The 20,503-nt window shown below is 70.9% G+C and carries 19 protein-coding genes; 14 read left to right on the top strand and 5 right to left on the bottom strand.

The window, feature by feature from the left end; genetic code table 11:
- Nucleotides 1-322 precede the first annotated feature (322 nt).
- Complete coding sequence (locus tag WS96_RS22310) at nt 323-1,528, top strand: zinc-dependent alcohol dehydrogenase (protein WP_059835436.1); 1,206 nt, start codon at nt 323-325, stop codon at nt 1,526-1,528.
- Nucleotides 1,529-1,557: 29 nt separating this feature from the next.
- Nucleotides 1,558-1,881: a four-helix bundle copper-binding protein gene (locus WS96_RS22305; RefSeq protein ID WP_034209281.1), complete on the top strand. Its 324-nt coding sequence runs from the start codon at nt 1,558-1,560 to the stop codon at nt 1,879-1,881.
- A gap of 10 nt (nt 1,882-1,891) precedes the next feature.
- Here the strand turns inward: WS96_RS22305 and WS96_RS22300 are convergent, their stop codons facing one another.
- The gene (locus WS96_RS22300) at nt 1,892-3,481 is read right to left on the bottom strand and encodes a PAS domain-containing hybrid sensor histidine kinase/response regulator (RefSeq protein ID WP_059835434.1); all 1,590 of its coding nucleotides are present in this window, start codon (nt 3,479-3,481) and stop codon (nt 1,892-1,894) included.
- Between the two features lie 294 nt (nt 3,482-3,775).
- Here WS96_RS22300 and WS96_RS22295 point away from each other — a divergent pair, with 294 nt between their 5' ends.
- The 4 genes from WS96_RS22295 to WS96_RS22280 all read left to right on the top strand — a co-directional run bounded on the left by WS96_RS22295 (nt 3,776) and on the right by WS96_RS22280 (nt 8,507).
- The gene (locus WS96_RS22295; RefSeq protein WP_059821667.1) at nt 3,776-4,138 is read left to right on the top strand and encodes a hypothetical protein; all 363 of its coding nucleotides are present in this window, start codon (nt 3,776-3,778) and stop codon (nt 4,136-4,138) included.
- Between the two features lie 185 nt (nt 4,139-4,323).
- A complete protein-coding gene (locus WS96_RS22290) occupies nt 4,324-5,199 on the top strand; it encodes a BON domain-containing protein (RefSeq protein ID WP_059835433.1) in 876 nt (291 codons plus the stop codon).
- Nucleotides 5,200-5,245: 46 nt separating this feature from the next.
- On the top strand, nt 5,246-8,038 hold the full coding sequence (locus WS96_RS22285) for an ABC transporter transmembrane domain-containing protein (RefSeq protein WP_059835431.1): 2,793 nt from the start codon (nt 5,246-5,248) through the stop codon (nt 8,036-8,038).
- Nucleotides 7,980-8,507 (top strand): hypothetical protein, encoded by a 528-nt coding sequence (locus WS96_RS22280; protein ID WP_034185503.1) that lies wholly within the window; start codon nt 7,980-7,982, stop codon nt 8,505-8,507. The genes WS96_RS22285 and WS96_RS22280 overlap by 59 nt, the downstream gene beginning before the upstream one ends.
- Nucleotides 8,508-8,543: 36 nt before the next feature.
- Here the strand turns inward: WS96_RS22280 and WS96_RS34115 are convergent, their stop codons facing one another.
- Nucleotides 8,544-8,816: a hypothetical protein gene (locus WS96_RS34115; RefSeq protein WP_179949970.1), complete on the bottom strand. Its 273-nt coding sequence runs from the start codon at nt 8,814-8,816 to the stop codon at nt 8,544-8,546.
- Here WS96_RS34115 and WS96_RS22275 point away from each other — a divergent pair.
- The 7 genes from WS96_RS22275 to WS96_RS22245 are packed head-to-tail and all read left to right on the top strand — an operon-like array spanning nt 8,706 to nt 16,028.
- Entirely contained in the window at nt 8,706-9,455 is a 750-nt protein-coding gene (locus WS96_RS22275; protein ID WP_059835603.1) for an SDR family oxidoreductase, read from the top strand. The genes WS96_RS34115 and WS96_RS22275 overlap by 111 nt on opposite strands.
- Nucleotides 9,446-10,057, top strand: coding sequence for a D-glycero-alpha-D-manno-heptose-1,7-bisphosphate 7-phosphatase (locus WS96_RS22270; protein ID WP_034209276.1), 612 nt, complete (start codon nt 9,446-9,448; stop codon nt 10,055-10,057). Before WS96_RS22275 ends, WS96_RS22270 begins: the two co-directional genes overlap by 10 nt.
- Nucleotides 10,054-11,256, top strand: coding sequence for a glycosyltransferase family 9 protein (locus WS96_RS22265; protein ID WP_059835429.1), 1,203 nt, complete (start codon nt 10,054-10,056; stop codon nt 11,254-11,256). The genes WS96_RS22270 and WS96_RS22265 overlap by 4 nt, the downstream gene beginning before the upstream one ends.
- Nucleotides 11,257-11,259: 3 nt before the next feature.
- A complete protein-coding gene (locus tag WS96_RS22260; RefSeq protein ID WP_059835427.1) occupies nt 11,260-13,005 on the top strand; it encodes a carbamoyltransferase family protein in 1,746 nt (581 codons plus the stop codon).
- A complete protein-coding gene (locus tag WS96_RS22255; protein ID WP_059835425.1) occupies nt 13,002-14,003 on the top strand; it encodes a glycosyltransferase family 2 protein in 1,002 nt (333 codons plus the stop codon). The genes WS96_RS22260 and WS96_RS22255 overlap by 4 nt, the downstream gene beginning before the upstream one ends.
- Nucleotides 14,000-15,088 (top strand): glycosyltransferase family 9 protein, encoded by a 1,089-nt coding sequence (locus WS96_RS22250; RefSeq protein WP_059835423.1) that lies wholly within the window; start codon nt 14,000-14,002, stop codon nt 15,086-15,088. The genes WS96_RS22255 and WS96_RS22250 overlap by 4 nt, the downstream gene beginning before the upstream one ends.
- The gene (locus WS96_RS22245) at nt 15,078-16,028 is read left to right on the top strand and encodes a glycosyltransferase (RefSeq protein ID WP_059502880.1); all 951 of its coding nucleotides are present in this window, start codon (nt 15,078-15,080) and stop codon (nt 16,026-16,028) included. Before WS96_RS22250 ends, WS96_RS22245 begins: the two co-directional genes overlap by 11 nt.
- Nucleotides 16,029-16,079: 51 nt before the next feature.
- Here WS96_RS22245 and WS96_RS22240 read toward each other — a convergent pair whose 3' ends face one another.
- Nucleotides 16,080-17,117 (bottom strand): sigma-54 interaction domain-containing protein, encoded by a 1,038-nt coding sequence (locus WS96_RS22240; RefSeq protein ID WP_059835420.1) that lies wholly within the window; start codon nt 17,115-17,117, stop codon nt 16,080-16,082.
- Between the two features lie 343 nt (nt 17,118-17,460).
- On the opposite strand from WS96_RS22240, the gene WS96_RS22235 reads away from it, so the two are divergent.
- A complete protein-coding gene (locus WS96_RS22235) occupies nt 17,461-18,828 on the top strand; it encodes a sigma-54-dependent transcriptional regulator (protein WP_059835418.1) in 1,368 nt (455 codons plus the stop codon).
- Nucleotides 18,829-18,857: 29 nt separating this feature from the next.
- Here WS96_RS22235 and WS96_RS22230 read toward each other — a convergent pair whose 3' ends face one another.
- The gene (locus tag WS96_RS22230) at nt 18,858-19,781 is read right to left on the bottom strand and encodes a glycosyltransferase family 2 protein (RefSeq protein WP_059835417.1); all 924 of its coding nucleotides are present in this window, start codon (nt 19,779-19,781) and stop codon (nt 18,858-18,860) included.
- Nucleotides 19,760-20,455 (bottom strand): PIG-L family deacetylase, encoded by a 696-nt coding sequence (locus tag WS96_RS22225; protein WP_059835601.1) that lies wholly within the window; start codon nt 20,453-20,455, stop codon nt 19,760-19,762. The genes WS96_RS22230 and WS96_RS22225 overlap by 22 nt, the downstream gene beginning before the upstream one ends.
- Nucleotides 20,456-20,503: the final 48 nt, after the last annotated feature.

Below are 20,503 nucleotides of genomic sequence, written 5' to 3'. Positions count from 1 at the left end.
CGGTGCGTCGATCGTATCAGCAACGCGCGACGTGTTGTCCTGTTCCGATATCGACGCGCCGCCGGGCGACGACGTGACCGACGCGACACCGTCGCTCGGCGCCGAACCGACGCTCGTCGAAGCCATCTCGAACGCGCGTGACGGCGGCAGCGACAGCGGCCCGTCGACGGACCGACGCGCGGGCACGCCCCCTCCTCGAAAACGAAGCGCTTCCTGTCCGTGCATCGCGGCGCGCCGCACGCGCGCTGCACAGGAGCATGCCTTGCTCGATCGGCTCGACGGTCACATTCACCGTTTCCGCTTTCGACAAGGAGGGCCAGACATGAAAGCAGTCGTATTTCACGGCATCGGCGACATTCGCATCGACACGGTGCCCGATCCGGAAGTCTCCGAGGCGACCGACGCGGTCGTGCGCCTGACCGCCAGCGCGATCTGCGGCACCGATCTGCACATGGTGCGCGGCACGCTCGGCGGCATGAAGCCGGGCACGATTCTCGGCCACGAAGGCGTCGGCATCGTCGAGGCGGTCGGGCGCGACGTGCGCAACCTGCGGCGCGGCGATCGCGTGCTGATCCCGTCGACGATCGCGTGCGGCAGTTGCGCCTACTGTCGCGCGGGCTACACCGCGCAATGCGATGTCGCGAACCCGGGCGGGCCGCGGGCGGGCACCGCGTTCTTCGGCGGGCCGGCCGATACGGGCCCGTTCGACGGGCTGCAGGCCGAATACGCGCGCACGCCGCTTGCGCACGCGAGCCTGATCCGGCTGCCCGACGCGATCGACGACGATCGCGCGATCCTGATGTCGGACATTTTCCCGACCGGTTATTTCGGCGCGCAGCTCGCGGAAGTGAAACCGGGCGACACGGTCGCCGTGTTCGGCGCGGGGCCGGTCGGCCAGTTCGCGATCGCGAGCGCGAAGCTGATGGGCGCCGGGCGCGTGATCGCGATCGACCGCATCGCGTCGCGGCTCGAGATGGCGTGCGCGCAGGGCGCCGAGATCGTCGATTTTTCCGAGGACGATCCGGTCGATACGGTGCTGCGGCTGACGGGCGGGATCGGCGTCGATCGCGTGATCGACGCGGTGGGCGTCGACGCGATGCGCGCGACGCACGGGCCGGCGGCGGCCGATCGCGACGCCGCGCGCGCGTTCGATGCGGAAGTCGACGCGATCGCGCCGCACCGCAAGCCGGACGGTCGCAACTGGGTGCCGGGCGACGGGCCGTCGCAGGTGCTGCAATGGGCGGTGCGCGCGGTCGCGAAGGCCGGCACGGTCGCGGTGATCGGCGTGTATCCGCCGGCGGCCCGCGTGTTTCCGATCGGCGAGGCGATGAACCGCAACCTGACGATCAAGATGGGCAACTGCAATCACCGGACGGTGACGCCGCCGCTCGTCGAGCTCGTGCGCAGCGGTGCGTTCGATCCGCTGTCGGTGCTCACGCGCTGCGAGCCGCTGACGAACGCGATCGACGCGTATCGCGCGTTCGACGTGCGCGAACCGGGCTGGATGAAGGTGAAGCTGGCGCCGTGACGACACGAACCTCAACCGGGAGCACTGCAATGACGGATCGATACGACAACTGCATGGCCGCGTGCGACGCCTGCGCGCACGCGTGCGACACCTGTGCGGCCGCGTGCCTCGCGGAGCGCGACGTGCACGCGCTGGCCGGCTGCATCGCGCTCGACATCGAGTGCGCGCAGCTGTGCCGCTTCGCGTCGGGCGCGATGGCGCGCCGCAGCGCGTTTGCCCCGCGCATCTGCGGGCTGTGCGCGCACGCGTGCGACCTGTGCGCGGCCGAGTGTTCGCGGCATGCGCACGAACATTGCCGCCGCTGCGCGCTCGCGTGCGAGGCCTGCGCGGCGATGTGCCGCGCGATGGCCTGAGCACGGGCGCTTACGGCGTGCCCCGAACGTCGCGCGCGACGCGCTGAAGCAATGCATCGAGCACGGCCATCTCGACGGGCTTCACGAGATGGTCGTCGAAGCCCGCGCGTTCGGTGCGCGCGAGATCCGATGCGCGTGCATGGCCGGACAGCGCGACACAGGTCGTATCGCGCAGCGCATCGATCGCGCGCAGTTCCTCCAGCAGCGCGAAGCCGTCGACGTCCGGCATCGTCAGGTCGAGCAGCATCAACTGCGGCGCATAGTCGCGCGCGAGGGCCAGCGCGTCGGCCGCGTTGTACGCGACGCGCGGCGCATGGCCTTTCAGTTGCAGCAGCACGGCGAGCGTGTCGGCCGAGTCGCGGTTGTCGTCGACGATGACGACGCGCAGCGGCACGGCGGCCGGCTGAGCGGGCGCGGCAGGCGTGTGCGGTTCGGCGCGCTCGTTGCGCGCCGTTCGCACGATCGGCAGCCACACCGTGAACGTCGCGCCGTGGCCGGGCCCGTCGCTTGCCGCGACGATTCGCCCGCCGTGCAGCTCGACGAACGACCGGCAGATCGCGAGACCGAGCCCGAACCCGCCGGACGGGGAGCGGCCCGACGCACCTTCCTGCTGGAACAGGTCGAAGATCGTTTCGAGCGCGCCGGGCGCGATGCCCACGCCGTGATCGACGACGTCGATCGCCACCGACGATCCGTCGATACGCGCGCCGACGTCGATCCGGCCGCCGTGCGGCGAGAATTTCGATGCGTTGTCGAGCAGGTTGTGCAGCACCTGGACGAGTCGTGCGTCGTCGCCGTGCAGCACCACGGAATCGTCGGGCAGATCGACACGGATCCACTGCCCGCGCGCGGCCAGTTTCGGCTGGATGCTCTCGACGCCGCGGCACACGATGTCGCGCACGGTGACGGGGCGATCGTCGAGTTCGACCTTGCCGGCCGTGATGCGCCCGACGTCGAGCAGATCGTCGACGAGCCGCGTCAGTTGCCCCACCTGACGGTGCACGGCGTCGCGGCATCGCGCGAGCTCGGGTGCCGGATCGGGCAGGGTCTGCAGCACGCCGACCGAATTGCGCAGCGGCGCGAGATGATTGCGCAGCTCGTGCGCGAGCATCGCGATGAACACGCTGAGCCGCTGCGTCGATGCTTCGAGTTCCTCGAGCCGCTTGCGCTCGGTCATGTCGCGCGTGATCTTGATGAAGCCGCACAGCTGATGCGTCGCGTCGTGCACCGGCGTGATCGTCACGCTCGCCCAGAACTGCGTGCCGTCCTTGCGCACGCGCCACCCTTCGTCCGCGAAGTGGCCGTGCGCGGCGGCCAGCGCGAGCCCGTGCGCCGGCCGGCCGGCCGCGATCGCGTCGGACGGATAGAACTGCGAGAAGTGCCGGCCGACGATCTCGGCGGCGCGGTAACCCTTGATGCGCTGCGCGCCGGCGTTCCAGGTCGCGACGTTGCCCTGCGGGTCGAGCATGAACACCGCGTAATCGGTGATCGCCTCCACCACGGTCTGGAACCGGAATTCGGCGAAGCGGTGCAGCAGGTCCCGCGCGTCGTGCGAGCCAGGCGGCGGAAGCGGGTGAAGATCGGCGTCGTCGTTCGTCATCGGTGGGCGGCAGGTCCAAAATGCGGGCGGCCGAATACCGTCCGCCCGCCGCCGGACACGCCGGGGGCGGCTACGCGAACCGGATTGGCACGTCCGAAAGAATAAAGGAACTCGATTCGGCTGATCAATGGGTGCGCATCGGCCGTGCCGTCCACCGCACCGCGAGCCGGATTCGCGCCGGCGCGCCCGACGCCGGCCGGCGCGGCATGCCGATTGCACGACGGTTCGGTCCCCCTGCCGTGCCGCGGCCGTCCGGCCGGCTGCACGGCAGGCAAGCCAGGCAAGGAGATCGACATGAACAGCACGCTGAATCCCGACAACGAACCGGCCGGCCCGGACGACGACAACGCCAGCCGCGGCCGCGACGGCCGTGCGCTCGGCCCGAGCGACTCGTCCGACAGCGGCAGCGACACGGCGGGCGCGCGGCGCCATCCGTTCGACGTCGACTCGCCGCTCGACGATCACGCGCTCGAACGCGGCGACGCCTCGCTCGACAGCGATACCGACCGCGCGGGCACCGGCGAGCGCGCGTCGGCGGACGGCGACTCGACGCTCGAGGAGGGCGCCGACATCGAGCCGGACCGCACCGAGCGGCTGAGCGAGCCCGGTCGCACGGACGAACCGGACGACGGGGGCGGCCCCGGCGGCGCGCCGTGACGCGCGGCGCGCAAAAACTGCAATCGCGTTGCAGATTGGGGCGCCGGCGGCTTCCCGGCGCTGCGACGCACAACCGTCGCGGCCCGGCAACGGCCCCGGCACGCGATTTGCATTGACCCGACCGACGCGCGCCGCGACGCGGCATGGGGCCATGCGCGGCGCAGGCGCGATCAAGGAGAGACACGATGCAACGACGATATCCCGGACGGCACGGCGAGCGTGGCGGCCCGCCCGACTGGCAGGAGCGCAACGAACGCGCGTACCGGGGCGCCGGCGAGCGCGGCATCCCGGACGACCCGGCGCGATGGCCGGAAGAAGACGATGAATCGGCCTACCGCCGCTTCGCGAGCGAGGACGTGGGCCCGGAAGACTGGGGCAGCGAATGGACCGAGCGCGCCGCGCGCCCGGCCGAGCAGCGGCGCGGCGGCGCCGGCCCGGACTGGCCGGGCGGCGCGCGCCAGCCGGCGCGGGACCCCGAGCGCGGCTACGGCGGCACGGGCCGCCGCGCGGAGGGCCGGGAAGGCCGGTACGGCGACGAGCGCCCGGAATTCCGCGGCCAGCACCGGATGGGCGGGTACGGCGGCGAGCGGGAGCTCGGCGATCCTCGCGGCGCGCCGCGCGGCGACCCGCGCTACGGCGGCCGCGCCCCCGACCTGTCGCGGTTCGGCAGCGAAGCCGAACACGACGCGCTGCGCCATCGCCGCGGGCCGAAAGGCTATACGCGCTCGGACGAGCGGATTCGCGAGGACGTATGCGAGCGGCTCGCGCATGCGCTCGAGATCGACGTGAGCGATGTGACCGTGCAGGTGAAGGAGGGGCGCGTCGAGCTGGACGGCACGGTGCCGGCACGCTGGATGAGGCACGACATCGAGGATCTGGCCGACGGCTGCATGGGCGTGTGCGACGTCGAGAATCGTGTGCGCGTGCGTCGCGACGGCGAACACGATACGGGCATGGTGCTGCATCCGGATCAGCGGACCGTCACGCCGACCCAGCCTGCCGCGCGCGACCCCGAGCCCGGCACCGTCGTGCCCGGCCGCGAGCGTGAATCGCGCCACTGACGGCCGTGGGTGAAACGGCTCGACCCCGACCGCGGGCAACGCGTGCATGACGACCGGAATCGACGACACGCCGACCAGGCACCATGACGCCCCCGCAGCCCGCGCGCGCGGCGACGCGCGCGGCCTGCGGCTGCGGATCGCGGGCGAGCTGTGGCGCGCGATCTGGCGTTACCGCGCGCGCGTGCTCGCGGCGATCGGGCTGCTGGTGCTCGCGAAAGCGGCGGCCGTGTCGGTGCCGCTGCTGCTCAAGGACATCGTCGACGGTTTCGGCCGCGTGGCCGGCCAGCCGATGGCGTGGCCGGTGCTGCTGCTGTTCGCGTACGCGGTCGTGCGCTTCGCGTCGAACGCGCTGAACGAAGTGCGCGACATGACCTTCGTGCAGGTCACGCAGCATACGGTCGCGTCGTTTACCGTGCGCACGTTCGGTCACCTGCACCGGCTGGGCGCGCGCTTTCATGCGCAGCGCGAGACGGGCGCCGTCGTGCGCGACCTCGAGAAAGGCACGGCCGGCATCGGCTACCTGCTCGGCGTCGCCGTGTTCACGATCGTGCCGACGGCCATCGAGATCGGCTCGGTGCTCGTGATCGTGATCGGCAAGTACGGCGGCGGCTTTACCGCGATCATCCTCGTCACGTTCGCCGTCTACGCGGCGTATACGGTCGTATTTACACGCCGCCGCATGCGTTACCAGCGGCGGGTGAACGCGCTCGAGGCCGAGTCGAATTCGCGGGTGGTCGACAGCCTGCTGAACGTCGATACGGTCAAGTACTTCGCACGCGAGGACGTCGAGCGCGACCGGCTCGATCGCGTGCTCGACGCGTGGCGCGAAGCCGGCGTCGACAACCAGTACGCGCTGTCGACGCTGCATATCGGGCAGAGCGCGTGCATCGGCGCGGGGATCGCGGCCGTGATGCTGCTCGCCGGGCAGCAGGTCGCGCGCGGCGCGATGACGATCGGCGATCTCGTGCTGATCAACGCATACATCATCCAGATCAGCTTGCCGCTGAACGCGCTCGGCTTCGTGTTTCGCGAGGCGAACGACGCGATGACGAACGTCGAGCGGCTGTTCGGGCTGCTCGATGCGCGCGGCAAGCCCGGCGAGGACGGCGATGCGCCCGGCGCGCAGCCGCTCGTCGTGCGCGGCGGCGCGATCGAGTTCGAGCATGTCGACTTCGGCTACGAGCCGAGCCGGCAGATCCTGTTCGACGTGTCGTTCCGCATCGAGCCCGGGCAGACGATCGCCGTGGTCGGCGGCAGCGGCTCGGGCAAGTCGACGCTCGCGCGGCTGCTGTTCCGGCTGTATCAGCCCGACGCGGGCACGATCCGGATCGACGGCCAGGACTTGCGGCTCGTCACCGAGCGCAGCCTGCGCGACGCGCTCGGCATCGTCCCGCAGGACACCATCCTGTTCAACGACACGCTCGCGTACAACATCGCATACGGCAAGCGCGATGCGACCCGCGGCGAAGTGGTCGCGGCCGCGCGCGGCGCGCAGCTCGACGCGTTCATCGAGCGGCTGCCCGACGCGTACGACACGCGCGTCGGCGAGCGCGGCGTGCGGCTGTCGGGCGGCGAGCGGCAACGTGTCGCGATCGCGCGTGCGTTGCTGAAGGCGCCGCCGATCGTCGTATTCGACGAGGCGACGTCGGCGCTCGACACGCGCTCGGAGCGCGCGATCCAGCAGGAGTTGATGCGCGTCGCGCAGCATCGCACGAGCCTCATCATCGCGCACCGGCTGTCGACGATCGTCGATGCCGACCGCATCCTCGTGATGGAGCATGGCCGGCTCGTCGAGCACGGCACGCACGACGAGCTGCTCGAAAGCGGCGGCGTGTATGCGCAGATGTGGTCGCTGCAGGCGAAGCAGCGCGAACTGGAACGCACGGAGGCGAAGTTCGCGCGGCAGCCGGTGCGGATCAACCCGCTCGTGTCGCAGGTGCTCGATGCGCTGGCGGAGGCGGCCGCGCAGCGCGGCGTGCCGGTGTTCCGCCACATGTCCGACGAGGATCTCGTCGTCAAGGCCGATCCGGCCGCGCTGCGGCGCTTCGTGTGGGAACTGTGCCGCGGCGCCATCGACGCGAGCAGCGGCGGGCAACTCGAGGTGCGCACGGCACGCCACGATCCGGAAGCGCGGATCACGATCGCGTGCGCGGGCGTCGATGCCACCGAACTGTCGCTGATCGATCTCGAACGATTGCAGGACACGATCGAGGAGGCCGGCGGCTACGTCGTGCGCGAACGCGACGATATCGGCGTGACGCTGCACCTGTCGCTGCCGATGTGCGCGGTGGCGCCGGCGTCGATGCAGCCGGGCGGCGCCGTGCCGAACGCGGACGCCGGCGTGGCGGCGGCGGCCAGGCCGCTCGACGGCCTGCGCATCGCGTGCGTGGACGACCACGACGAGGCGCGCGACGCGCTCACCGCACTGCTGCAGGTGGCCGGCGCCGACGTGCACGCGTATGCGTCGGGCCAGGCGTTGCTGGACGACCTGTGGCGCGCGCGCCGGGCCGACTGGCCGGCGCTGCTCGTCTGCGACATCGACCTCGGCGACGACGAGGAGGACGGCTATACGGTGATGTCGCGCGTGCGTCAGCTCGACGCCGCGCGCGATCGCGATGGCCGCGCGCCGCTCGAGGCGCTGGCATTGTCCGGCCATGCGCGCGATCGCGATCGCACGCGCGCGGTCGAAGCCGGTTTCCATGCGTACCTGACCAAGCCCGCGGTAGCGGCCGACCTGATCGCGGCGTTGCGTGCGCTCGCGTATTCCTCCGGAGAAATCCATGCCGAACCTTCTGAATCCGACGACACCCGAAGCCCTGAACGCGCGTCGCGGCGGTAGTGCGTTCGCCGACCGCCAGGCCGCGGTGGCGGCCGTCGAGCTGCTGCTGCCGAGCCTGGCCGCCGCGCTGCAGAGCGACTTCGTCGGCGACAGCGGCTGCCTGCACATCGTGATCATGGACCCGGCGCTCGGGCCGCACGACGCGGCGTTCGAGGACGCGATCCTGTATGAATTTTCGCTGCCCGACCCGAAGGACTGGGACGCCGACTATCGCGCGTATGCGCGGGCCAAGGCGCGGCTGTCGTGGGAAACGGGCCGCGACGGCCACGTCGTGCAGGCGCTCGAGCCGTACCGGCTGCGCGCGGGCGACACGAACCTGTGGGGCGGCGTCGCGCTCGGCGGCATCGTGGTCGGCGTGTCGGGCGCGCAGCCGTGGTTCGACGAGGCGTTCGCGGGCTGCATCGCGCACTGCCTGCGCGCGCTCGCGAAGCACCGTGCGCAGGCGACGCCCGACGGGCTGGCGATCTGAGGGGGCCGCCCAGGCGCGAGCGCCCGGGACCCGTTTTTACAGCCGGTTATAAAAAAGCCAGCGCGCGCGCGGCACGGCCCGATGCGGCGCGGGCGCGCGCAGGCCGGCACGGTTTTCGCTGTACCTCGTCCACGGACGGTTGTCGCGACAAGCGTCGCCGTCAGCCGGATTGCTTTCCGACATCGACAGGAGGTGCAGGTGAACGCGACTCACGATCCAGCCAGACCGCCGCTCGCCGGCCGGACCGCCCTCGTGACCGGGGGCGGCCGCGGTCTCGGCGAAGCCATTTGCGAAGAGCTTGCGCGCCATGGCGCGCACGTGGTGGTCGCCGATCTCGACGGCGATCGCGCGGCGGCCGTCGCGCAGCGGCTCGAACGGCACGGCGGGCAGGCGGTGGGCCGGCCGCTCGACGTGCGCGACGAAGCATCGGTGCTGCAGGTCGTGCACGATGCGCGCGAGTCGCTCGGCGAGCTCGACGTGATCGTCAACAACGCGGCGATCGACGTGACCGCGCCGATCGACGACGTGAGCGTCGACGCGTGGCAGCAGGTGCTGATGACCAACCTGTTCGGCCCGTACCTGATGTGTCACGCGGCCGTGCCGATGATGAAGGCGCGCGGCGACGGGCATATCGTCAACATCGCGTCGACCGCGTCGAAGCGGGCGTGGCCGAACGCGTCCGCGTATCACGCGACGAAGTGGGGGTTGCTCGGCCTGTCGCACGCGCTGCATGCCGAACTGCGGGCGAGCGGGGTGCGCGTGTCGGCGATCGTCGCGGGCGGGATGCGCACGCCGTTCCTGCTCGACCGTTTTCCGGACATCGACGAGGACACGCTGCAGCCGCCGGAACACGTCGCGGCCGCCGTGCGTTTCGTGCTGACCCAGCCGCCGGGCACGGTCGTGCCGGAACTGATGGTGCTGCCGATGAAGGAGACGTCATGGCCCTGAAGCGCGAACGGCGGCTGCCCGGCGCGGTGCTGCTCGACAAGGACGGCACGCTGCTCGACGACGTGCCGTACAACGTCGATCCTGCCCGGATGCGCCTCGCGCCGGGCGCGGCGCGCGCGCTGCGCACGCTCGGCGCGACCGGCATGCCGCTGGCGGTCGTGTCGAACCAGTCGGGCGTCGCGCTCGGCCGCTTTACCGAAAACGAGCTTGGCGCGGTCCGCCAGCGTCTCGCCGAACTGTTCGAAGCGAACGGTGCGACGCTGGCGGATTTTTTTTACTGCCCGCATCACCCGCGGGGCAGCGTGCCGCGCTACACCTGTGACTGCATCTGCCGCAAGCCGCGCCCCGGCATGCTGCGTCGCGCGCTGGCGGCGCTCGGCGCCGTGCCCGAATGGAGCTGGATGATCGGCGACATCCTCGACGACGTCGAGGCCGGCCGCGCCGCGCGCTGCGGCACGATCCTGGTCGACTGCGGTCACGAGACCGAATGGCGCGTCAACGCCGCGCGCACGCCGCTGCACGTCGTCGACCGCATCGACCTGGCCGCCGACATCGTCGTGCGCGAAGCCGTGCGCCGGCACGGCTCGGGAGTGCGGCGATGAACATGGCCTGGAGCCGCGCCCGCCGCATCCTGTGCGTGCGGCTCGACAGCATGGGCGACGTGCTGATGACGACGCCCGCGCTGCGGGCGCTGAAGGAAAGCGGCGCCGACCGCCGGCTGACGCTGCTGACGTCGCGCACGGGCGCCGCGCTCGCCACGCATCTGCCGATGGTCGACGACGTGTGGCGCTACGACGCGCCGTGGGTCAAGCATCCCGACGTGCGCGGCGACCCGGTGGCCGATCTCGACATGATCGACCGGCTGCTGGCGGCCCGCTTCGACGCGGCCGTGATCTTCACCGTCTACAGCCAGAATCCGTTGCCCGCCGCGATGATGTGCTGGCTCGCCGGCATTCCGCTGCGGCTCGCGCATTGCCGCGAGAACCCGTACGAACTGCTGACCGACCGCGTGCCGGAAACCGAGCCGGAATCGCACGTGCGCCACGAGGTCGCGCGTCAGCTCGCGCTGGTGCGCACCGTCGGCGCGACGACGTCGGACTGGCGGATGGCGTTCGACCCGGGCGACGCGGCGCGGCGCGCGCTGCACGCGCGCTTGCAGGCCGCGTTGCAACGTATCGGCGGCGCACGCGGGCCGGACGCGCGGCGCGCGCGCTGGCTGGTCGTCCATCCGGGCGCGAGCGCGGCGTCGCGGCGCTGGCCGGCCGAGCGTTTCGGCGAAGCCGCCGCCGCGGTCGCGCCGCTGTTCGACGGCATCGCGGTGACGGGCAGCGCGGGCGAACGCGAGCTGATCGACGCGGTGTGCGAACGCGCCGGGCCGCGCGCGGTGCCGCTCGCCGGCGTGCTGCCGCTCGGCGAACTCGGCGCGCTGATCGAGACGGCCGATCTGCTGCTGTCGAACAACAGCGGCCCCGTGCATCTCGCGGCCGCGCTCGGCACGCCGGTGGTCGACCTGTACGCGCTGACCAATCCGCAGCACACGCCGTGGCGTGTGCCGCATCGTGTGCTGAACGTCGACGTGCCGTGCCGCAACTGCTACCGCAGCGTGTGCAACCAGCCCGGCCATCCGTGCCTGCGCGGCGTGAGCGTCGACGACGTGGTCGCCGCCGTGCACGCGCTGCTGCACGGCCGCGCGCGCCATGCGCAACGCGCGGCCGCGCGGGCCGCCGCGCACGGCAGCGAGCCGGTCGCGGCGCACGCGTCGAACGTGCTTCCGTTCGCGCACGTCATCACGAGGAACTGACGCATGCCTGACCCGATCCATACGCTCGGCATCAACGCCGCTTTCCACGACAGCGCCGCGTGCATCGTGCGCGACGGCGTCGTGATCGCGGCGGCCGAGGACGAACGCTTCACGCACGTGAAGCACGCGAAGCGCCCGGTGCCGTTCTCGACCTGGGAGCTGCCCTTCCACGCGATCGACTATTGCCTCGCGGAAGCGGGCATCACGCTCGCGGACGTGGACCACGTCGCGTATTCGTACGACCCGTGGCTCGAACTCGACCGCGACGGCACGGAGCCGGCGCTGACCCTGCCGCTGTCGCCGTCCGCGCATGCGCCGCGCGCCGACGGCGCGTCGCCGTGGCATCCGCTGTTCCTGTCGTCGATCGTCAACGCGCCGCGCCAGCTCGCGGGCGGCGTGCCGCATCATCTGCAGCGGCGCTTTCGCGGCGTCACGCACGACGGGCCGTTCCGCTGGCATTTCATCGAGCACCATCTCGCGCACGAGGCGAGCGCGTTTCTCGCGGCGCCGTTCGAGCGCTGCGCGGTGATGACGATGGACGGGCGCGGCGAGCGCGCGACGACGAGCTACGGCGTGTTCGACGGCCGCACGTACCGGCGGCTCGGGCAGGTCAACCTGCCGCATTCGCTCGGGCTGCTGTACGAGCGCGTGACCCGCTATCTCGGCTTCCTGCACTCGTCCGACGAATACAAGGTGATGGCGCTCGCGTCGTACGGCAAGCCGGTGTTCGCCGACGAGATGCGCAAGCTGGTGCGGTATCGCGACGCAGGGCGCTACGACGTGGTCGACGGCGATCTGGCCGCGCAATTCGGGCCGCCGCGCGAACGCGGCGGCCCGATCGAGCCGCATCACTGCGACATCGCGCATGCGTTGCAACTGGTGCTCGAGGAGACGACGCTGCAGGCGGTCGACTGGCTGGCCGCCGAAACCGGCGAGCGGCAGCTCGCGATGGCGGGCGGCGTCGCGCTGAACTGCGTGATGAACGCGAAGATTCGCGATCGCGGCCCGTTCGACGACGTGTGGGTGCAGCCGGCTGCCGGCGACGCGGGCACGGCGCTCGGCGCCGCGCTGTGGACCGACTTCCGGATGCGCGGCGAGCGCGGCGGCTGGCGGATGGATCATGCGTATCTCGGGCCGGCCTACGACGACGATGCGATCGAGGCGTTCCTGAAGGAAGCGCAGCTGCCGTACCGGCGGCTCGCCGACGTCGCCGCGCAGACGGCCGCGCTGCTCGCGGCGAACCGCGTGATCGGCTGGTTCCAGGGGCGCATGGAATTCGGCCCGCGCGCGCTCGGCGCACGGTCGATCCTCGCGTCGCCGATCGACCCGGACATGCAGCGCAAGCTGAACCGGATCAAGGATCGCGAGGATTTCCGGCCGGTCGCGCCGGTCGTGCTCGAAGACCGTGCGCATCACTGGTTCAGCGGCGGCCGGCGTACGCCGCTGCGCGCGCCGTTCATGCTGTTCGTGTACGACGTCGTGCCCGAGCGCGCCGAGCGGATTCCGGCGGTGCGCCACATCGACGGCACCGCGCGCGTGCAGACCGTCGACGAAACGCAGCACCCGCTGCTGCATGCGCTGCTGACCGAGTTCGACGCGCTCACCGGCGTGCCGGTGCTCGTCAACACGTCGTTCAACACGCGCGGCGAACCGATCGTGTGCTCGCCGCGCGACGCGATCGAATGCTTCTGGACGTCGCCGCTCGACGCGCTCGTGATCGGGCCGTTCCTGCTGGAGAAACCGAGATGAACGCGCGCGACACGCAACTGCCGCCGGTCGTGTCGGTCGTCGTGCCCACCTACCGGCGGCCCGACCTGCTCGCACGCTGCCTCGACGCGCTGTGCGTGCAGGTGTTCGATCCGACCACCTACGAGATCGTCGTCGTGGACGACGATCCGGCCGGCAGTGCGCGCGCCGTCGTCGATGCGTGCCGCACGCGCGTGACCGACGTGCCGGCGATCCGCTACATGACCGCGCCCGACACGCAGGGCCCGGCCGGCGCGCGCAACGTCGGCTGGCGCAGCGCGTGCGGCGCGCTGATCGCGTTCACCGACGACGACACGATTCCCGATCCGACCTGGCTGCGCCACGGCGCGGCCGCGCTGCTGGCCGAGCCGTCGGCGGCGGCCGCGGCCGGCCGGATCGACGTGCCGCTGCGGCCGTGCCCGACCGACTACGAGCGCGATGCGGCGGGGCTCGCGCGTGCGGAATTCGCGACCGCGAACTGCTTCGTGCGGCGCGCGGCGCTCGAACGCGTCGGCGGCTTCGACGAACGCTTCACGCGCGCGTGGCGCGAGGACGCCGACCTGATGTTCGCGCTGCGCGAGCATGCGGGGCCGATCGTCGAGGCCGACGCCGCGCGCATCGTGCATCCGGTGCGTCCCGCGCGCTGGGGATCGAGCATCGGCGCACAGTCGAAGGTGTATTTCGATGCGCTGCTGTACAAGAAGCATCGCACGACTTACCGGCGTCATATCCGGCCGACGCCGCCGTGGCATTACTACGCGGCGGTGCTGGCCGCGCTCGGCGCGCTCGGCTGCCTCGCGGCCGGCTGGCCGGCGCCGGCCATCGCGTGCGCAGGGGTGTGGGCCGCGATTACCGCGGCGTTCTGCGCGAAACGGTTGCGCGGCACGCAGCTCACGCCGTCGCATGTGGCCGAAATGATCGTCACGTCCATCGCGATTCCGCCCGTGTCGCTGTACTGGCGCATGCGCGGCGCGCTTCACTTCCGGGTACTGTTTCTATGAAGCTCGATCCCAGCGTCGATTCCGACAGCCCGCGCGGCCCGAAGCGGATCGCGGTGTTCCGCGCGCTGCAGCTCGGCGACATGCTGTGCGCGGTGCCCGCGCTGCGGGCGCTGCGGCGCGGCGAACCGGATGCGCGCATCACGCTGATCGGCCTGCCGTGGGCGCGCGAGTTCGCGTCGCGCTTTTCGGACTACATCGACGGTTTCATCGCCTTCCCCGGCGCGGCGGGGCTCGGCGAACAGCCCGAACCCGACGCGGCCACGCGCGAGGCGTTCATCGCCGAATGCCGCTCGCGCGACTTCGACCTCGCGATCCAGTTGCACGGCAGCGGCGCGCACACGAATGCGATCGTCGCGTCGCTCGGCGCGACGCGCACGGCCGGCTTCGTGCCGGCCGACGGCGGCACGGCCGCGCTCGACTGCACGCTCGTGTGGCGCGACGGCGAACCGGAAGTGGCGCGCTATCTGGCGCTCACGCGCAAGCTCGGTTACGCGGACTGGGGCGACTACCTCGAATTCCCGCTCGGCGGGCTCGACTACGCGCTGTGGCACGTGCTCTGCGACGAACACGCGCTCGATCCCGGCCGCTACGTGATCGTCCATCCCGGCGCGCGGATGGTGTCGCGGCGCTGGCCGGTCGAACGCTTCGCGCTCGCTGCGCGGCAGCTCGCCGACGACGGCTGGCAGATCGTGCTGACCGGCACGCGCGCGGAACTGGCGCTCGCGAGCGCGTTCGCCGAGCACCTCGGGCGGCCGTGCGTGAACCTGTGCGGCCGCACGCCGCTCGGCGCGCTGGCCGCGCTGATCGCCCGCGCGCGGCTGCTGCTGTGCAACGACACGGGCGTGTCGCACGTCGCGGCGGCGCTCGGCACGCCGAGCATCGTCGTCGCATGCGGCAGCGATACGGCCCGCTGGGCGCCGCTCGACGCCGAACGCCATCGCGTGCTCGCGAACTACCCGGCGTGCCGGCCGTGCATGTTCGATACGTGTCCGTACGGGCACGAGTGCGCGACCGCGATCGGCGTCGGCGAAGTGATCGATCGCGCGGGCGAGCTGCTCGCCGAGGAGAGACGTCATGTCACGTAAGCGATTGCGCGTGCTGACCTGGCACGTGCATGGCAACTACCTGTATTACCTGTCGCAGGCGCCGCACGATTTCTACATCGTGACGAAGCCGCAGCATCCGCCCGGTTATGCGGGCCGGGTCGGGCACCTGCCGTGGGGCGACAACGTGCACGAGGTGCCGGCCGAGTGCGTGCGCGACACCGCATTCGACTGCGTGCTGTACCAGCACGTGAATCATTACCGGAACGACCGCCTGCGGCTGCTGAGCGAAGCGCAGCGCGCGCTGCCGACGCTGTTCGTCGAGCACGATCCGCCGCGCGAGCATCCGACCGACACGCTGCATCCGGTGCAGGACCCGAACGTGTTGCTGGTGCACGTGACGCCGTTCAACGCGCTGATGTGGGACAACGGCGTGACGCCGACGCGCGTGATCGAGCACGGCGTGCTGCTGCCGGAAGGCGTCGAGTATCACGGCACGCTGCCGAAGGGCGTCGCCGTCGTGAACAACCTCGCGCGCCGCGGCCGGCGCCTCGGCGCGGACCTGTTCGAGGTGGTGCGGCACAGCGTGCCGATCGATCTGGTCGGGATGGGCTCGACCGAACTCGGCGGGATCGGCGAAGTGCCGAACCCGGCGCTGCCGCAATTCCTGTCGCACTACCGGTTCTTCTTCAATCCGATCCGCTACACGAGCCTCGGGCTCGCGGTGATCGAGGCGATGATGATCGGGCTGCCGATCGTCGCGCTCGCGACGACCGAGATGGCGCAACTCGTGAAGACCGGCAGCAACGGCGTGGCCGATACGCGGCCGGCCGTGCTGATCGACGCGATGCGGATGCTGATTCGCGATCAGGAACTGGCGCGCGAGTGGGGCGCGGCGGCCAGGCGCGACGCCTGCGAGCGATTCGGCATCGAGCGCTTCGCGCGCGACTGGGACGCCGCACTGCGCGACGTGACGGCGTGACGTGACGGCGTGACGAAGGCGGCGTGACGAAGGCGGCGTCACCCGCCGTCTTCATTGCGTCGTCGCGGGCGGCGAAGCGGGCGGACTGCCGCCGTTCGCGGCGTTCGGCGCCGCCGGCGCGCCGCCGCTGGCTGCATTGCGCTCGTTCTCGGGCAGCAGCGCGAGGCGGTTGTACAGCGTTTTCAGGCTGATGCCGAGCGCCTTCGCGGTGCGCGGCTTGTCGCCGTTGAAATGGCGCAGCGACGCGACGATGAAGCGCTGCTGCGTATGCGCGAGCGTCGTGCCGATATGCAGCGTCATCGCGTTGTGGCGCACTTCCTCGCGCGGCGGCTGGCGGCGCGGCAACTGCAGTTCGATCTGCTCGTCGGCGAGGATGAACGCGCGCTCCAGCGCGTTGCGCAGCTCGCGCACGTTGCCGGGCCACGTGTACGCACGCAGCGCCTTCATCGCCTGCGTCGACAGGCGCTTTCGCGTGCGGTGCCGCGCGTTCAGCCGTTCGACGATCTGCAGCGCGATGTCGCCGACGTCGTCCTCGCGCTGCCTGAGCGCGGGCACGTGCAGCGCGACCGGCGCGATCCGGTAGAACAGGTCTTCGCGCAGCCGGCCGCTGCGCAGTGCCTCGACCGGATCGTGGTGGGTGGCCGCGACGATCCGCACGTCGAGCGGAATCGGCTCGTGGCCGCCCACGCGCACGATCGTGTTGGTTTCGAGCGTGCGCAGCAGCTTGACCTGCAGCTCGGCGGGCATCTCGGCGATCTCGTCGAGAAACAGCGTGCCGCCGCGCGCGGCCTCGAACATGCCCACATGTTGCGCGACGGCGCCCGTGAAGCTGCCCTTTTCGTGACCGAACAACTGCGACTCCGCGATGTCCTTCGGAATCGCGCCGCAGTTGACGGGCACGAACGGCCCGCGCCGGCGCGGGCTCATGTCGTGAATGAGCCGGGCGACGATATCCTTGCCCGCCCCGCTTTCGCCGACCACCAGCACACTCACGCGGGTAGCGGCGACGCGCGACACTTTCAGCAGCAAATCCTGAATTGTTCGCGAACGGCCGAACAGTCGCGTGCCGTCATCGTCGGATTTCGACATGGAGTATGACCGAGTTGGGAAGTTTTGACCGAAGGTGTCGTGATCAGGTAAAAAACGACGTGGCACACATCGTCATTCACGTATGCAGGATACCTTTTATACCGATTCGTCGACATTGAATCTGGCAATGCGGCTGGCGTCGATAGATAGATTTATTCGATGAACGACGAATGCACGACACCGTTCTTCTATACTGCTAAGCACTCGTTTTCAGTGCAGGACCGCTTGTCTGCCCGATCGTGTGCAGCGTTGAAGATGCGTCGTGTGCCCGATGCGTGCATGACGCTGCACGTGTCGCGGTGCCGGCCCACGCATGCGCCGGGCCGCATTAAAAGGAGCCTCGATGCCTTACGTCCTGATCGTCGAAGACGATGCCGATACGCGAGCGATGCTGGCCACGCTCGCGCGCACGCAGCAGCTTTCGTGCGATACGGCCGCGACGCTTGAAGAAGCGCGCACGCTCGTCTCGACGCATACCCCCGATCTCGTGCTGTGCGACCTCGTGCTGCCCGACGGCAACGGGATGGATCTGTTCGACGCCTTGCCCAAGCGCGGGCATTGCGAAATGGTGTTGACCACCGGCCACGCGAGCCTCGAAACCGCGATCGACGCGTTGCGGCGCGGCGCGACCGACTATCTGGTGAAGCCGCTCAACATGCAGCGGCTGAACAGCATCTTCGCGCGCGTGCCGCGCACGACCGCGCTGCACGAGGAAATCGCGGAGCTGCGCTCGGAGCTGCAGCGGCTCGGCCGGTTCGGCCGCATGCTCGGCAGCTCGCCCGCGATGCAGGCCGTCTACGATGCGATCGGCCGGGTCGCGCGCACCGAAGCGTCGGTGCTGCTCACCGGCGAATCGGGCACCGGCAAGGAACTCGCCGCGCAGACCGTGCACGACCTCAGCCTGCGCCGCCGCGGCCCGTTCCTCGCGGTGAACTGCGGCGCGATCGCCGCGAATCTCGTCGAGAGCGAGATGTTCGGCCACGATCGCGGCAGCTTCACCGGCGCGGAACGCCAGCACAAGGGCTTCTTCGAACGGGCGGACGGCGGCACGCTGTTTCTCGACGAAATCACCGAGATGCCGGTCGAATCGCAGGTCAAGCTGCTGCGCGTGCTGGAGACCGGGCGCGTCACGCGGCTCGGCTCGACGCGCGAGATCGACGTCGACGTACGCATCGTCGCCGCGACGAACCGCGATCCGGAAGCGGCGATGGCGGAAGGCAAGCTGCGGCCCGACCTGTTCCACCGGATCAATGTGTTCCCGATTCCGCTGCCGGCGCTGCGCGAGCGCGGCGACGACATCCCGATGCTCGCCGATGCGTTCCTGCAGCGCTACAACGAGGAGAGCGGCCGCAACCTGCGTTTCGCGCCCGCTGCCCGCGAAGCGCTGAAGGGCTACGAATGGCCCGGCAACGTGCGCGAGCTGCGCAACTTCGTGCAGCGCGCGAGCATCTTCACCGATGCCGACGTGATCGAGACGTTGCCTCCGCCGATCATGGACGAGTTGTCGAGCATGGTCGATTCGCATGAAGATCGCGTGACGGTGCCGTTCGGCACGCCGCTCGAGGAGGTCGACCGCAAGCTGATCCTCGGCACGATCGCGCAATGCGGCGGCGTGAAGGCGCAGGCGGCGGAGGTGCTCGACGTCAGCCTGAAGACGATCTACAACCGGCTCGCGCAGCTGGAAGACGAAACGGAGAAACCGGATTCCTGATGCGGCCCCGATCGCGCCCGTGTTCCCGTTCATGGTCCCGTTTCGGCCTCGCGGGGCGCGTCGCGCTCGAGCCGCCGCCGCATGCATTCGACGTGCGGCGGAATCGCGCGTCGTTCGCGCAGGATCCACGGCAGGCCGGCGAACGTGCGCACGATCGCCCGTTCGCGGCGCAGCAGCGGCAACATGCGCACCGTGTGCAGCCACGCGGCCGCGGCCGGCCATCTGAGCCACGCCGTCCATACCGCGTTGCGGGCGGCGGTGCGCGCGCGCGTGGGCCGGTCGCGCTGCGCCGACGGGTAGTGATGGACCGTCAGGTGCGGCGCATACACGAGCCAGTGGCCGGCGCGCGACAGATCGAGCGCGAGCAGCGCTTCCTCGCCGCCGAGAAAGTAGCGCGGATGGTAGCCGCCCGCGCGCACGAACGCGTCGCGCCGGAACGCGGTCGCGCCGGCCAGCAGCCCGAGGATCGGGCGGCCCGGCAGCGCGACGGGCGCGTCCAGCGGGCTGTCGGCCATCAGCCGGCAGGTCGGGTCCTCGCGCCGGTCGGGGCCGACGAGCACGCGTGCGGTGACGGCCGCGACGTGCGGATACGCGTCGAGCAGGTTCGCGGCTTCGGCGATCGAGCCGGGCGCCCACCACGTGTCGTCGTCGCAGAACGCGACGTGGCGCGTGCGCGCCACGGCGACGCCGAGATTGCGGCCGGCCGCGCCGAGATTGCCCGGCGCATGCACGAGCGCGACGTGCGCGAAGCGCTCGCGGATCAGCGCGACCGTCTCGGCGTCCGCCGCGTTGTCGACGACGACGATCGCCGGCCGGTCGGGCAGCGCGGAAAGATGTTCGAGCGTGCGCGCGAGTTCGGCGGCGCGCCGGCAGGTCAGCACGACGGCGGTCATGCGCGGCTCGCCCGGCGGCAGCGCGACGCGCGCGGGCGTTACGCGGACGTGACGTCGCATTCGAGCCGCCAGATCGTTTCGGGTTCGTGGAGAGCGGCGCGCATATGAGGTTCGAACAGCGTTACCTGGCTCGCATAGGCATCGACGGCGGCGGCTTTCGCGGCGGCGCCCGTCGCATCGCGGCCGGCGGGCGGCGCGACCGGGTGCGCGATCCAGCCGCGCTCGCGCCAGCCGATCAGGCGCCTGGCCATCAGCCCGTCGATGCGGCGATACGGCACGTCCTCGTAGAAGCGCCAGACGCGCGCCGGATCGGCTTCGCGCAGCAGCGACAGCATGGCCTCCTGCACCTGCAGGTGATCGCGGTGGAACAGGCCGGCCGGCGCGAGCACGCCGAAGCCCGGGTGCGCATCGATCGTCGCGGCCACGCGTGCCGCGATCGCGGTCGCCGTGGTCGGCATGCCGTACTGATCGTCGAGGAAGTCGAGCCACACGGGGCGAGCGTCGAGCAGCGCGAGCGCGCGGCGGTCTTCGTCGCGGCGCGCGCGCACCGCTTCGTCGGCGTCGCGAAACCCTGCGCGGCGATCCCACGGCGGCGCGGGCGTGCCGCGCGGCGGGATTCCCGCGAATACGGTGACGACGATCGAGCCGGGCGCCTGCGCGAGCAGTTGTCCGCAACTGAAGACGGCATCGTCGAGATGCGGCGAGACGACGAGCCAGCGTGTCGGGTCGGGCATGGCGTGAGGATCTCCATCGTGAGCGGCCGGGCCGCCGATGCCGATCGG

This window comes from Burkholderia sp. MSMB1835, assembly GCF_001526365.1.
Lineage (GTDB): Bacteria > Pseudomonadota > Gammaproteobacteria > Burkholderiales > Burkholderiaceae > Burkholderia.
This window is presented reverse-complemented; position numbering and strand designations above follow the sequence as displayed.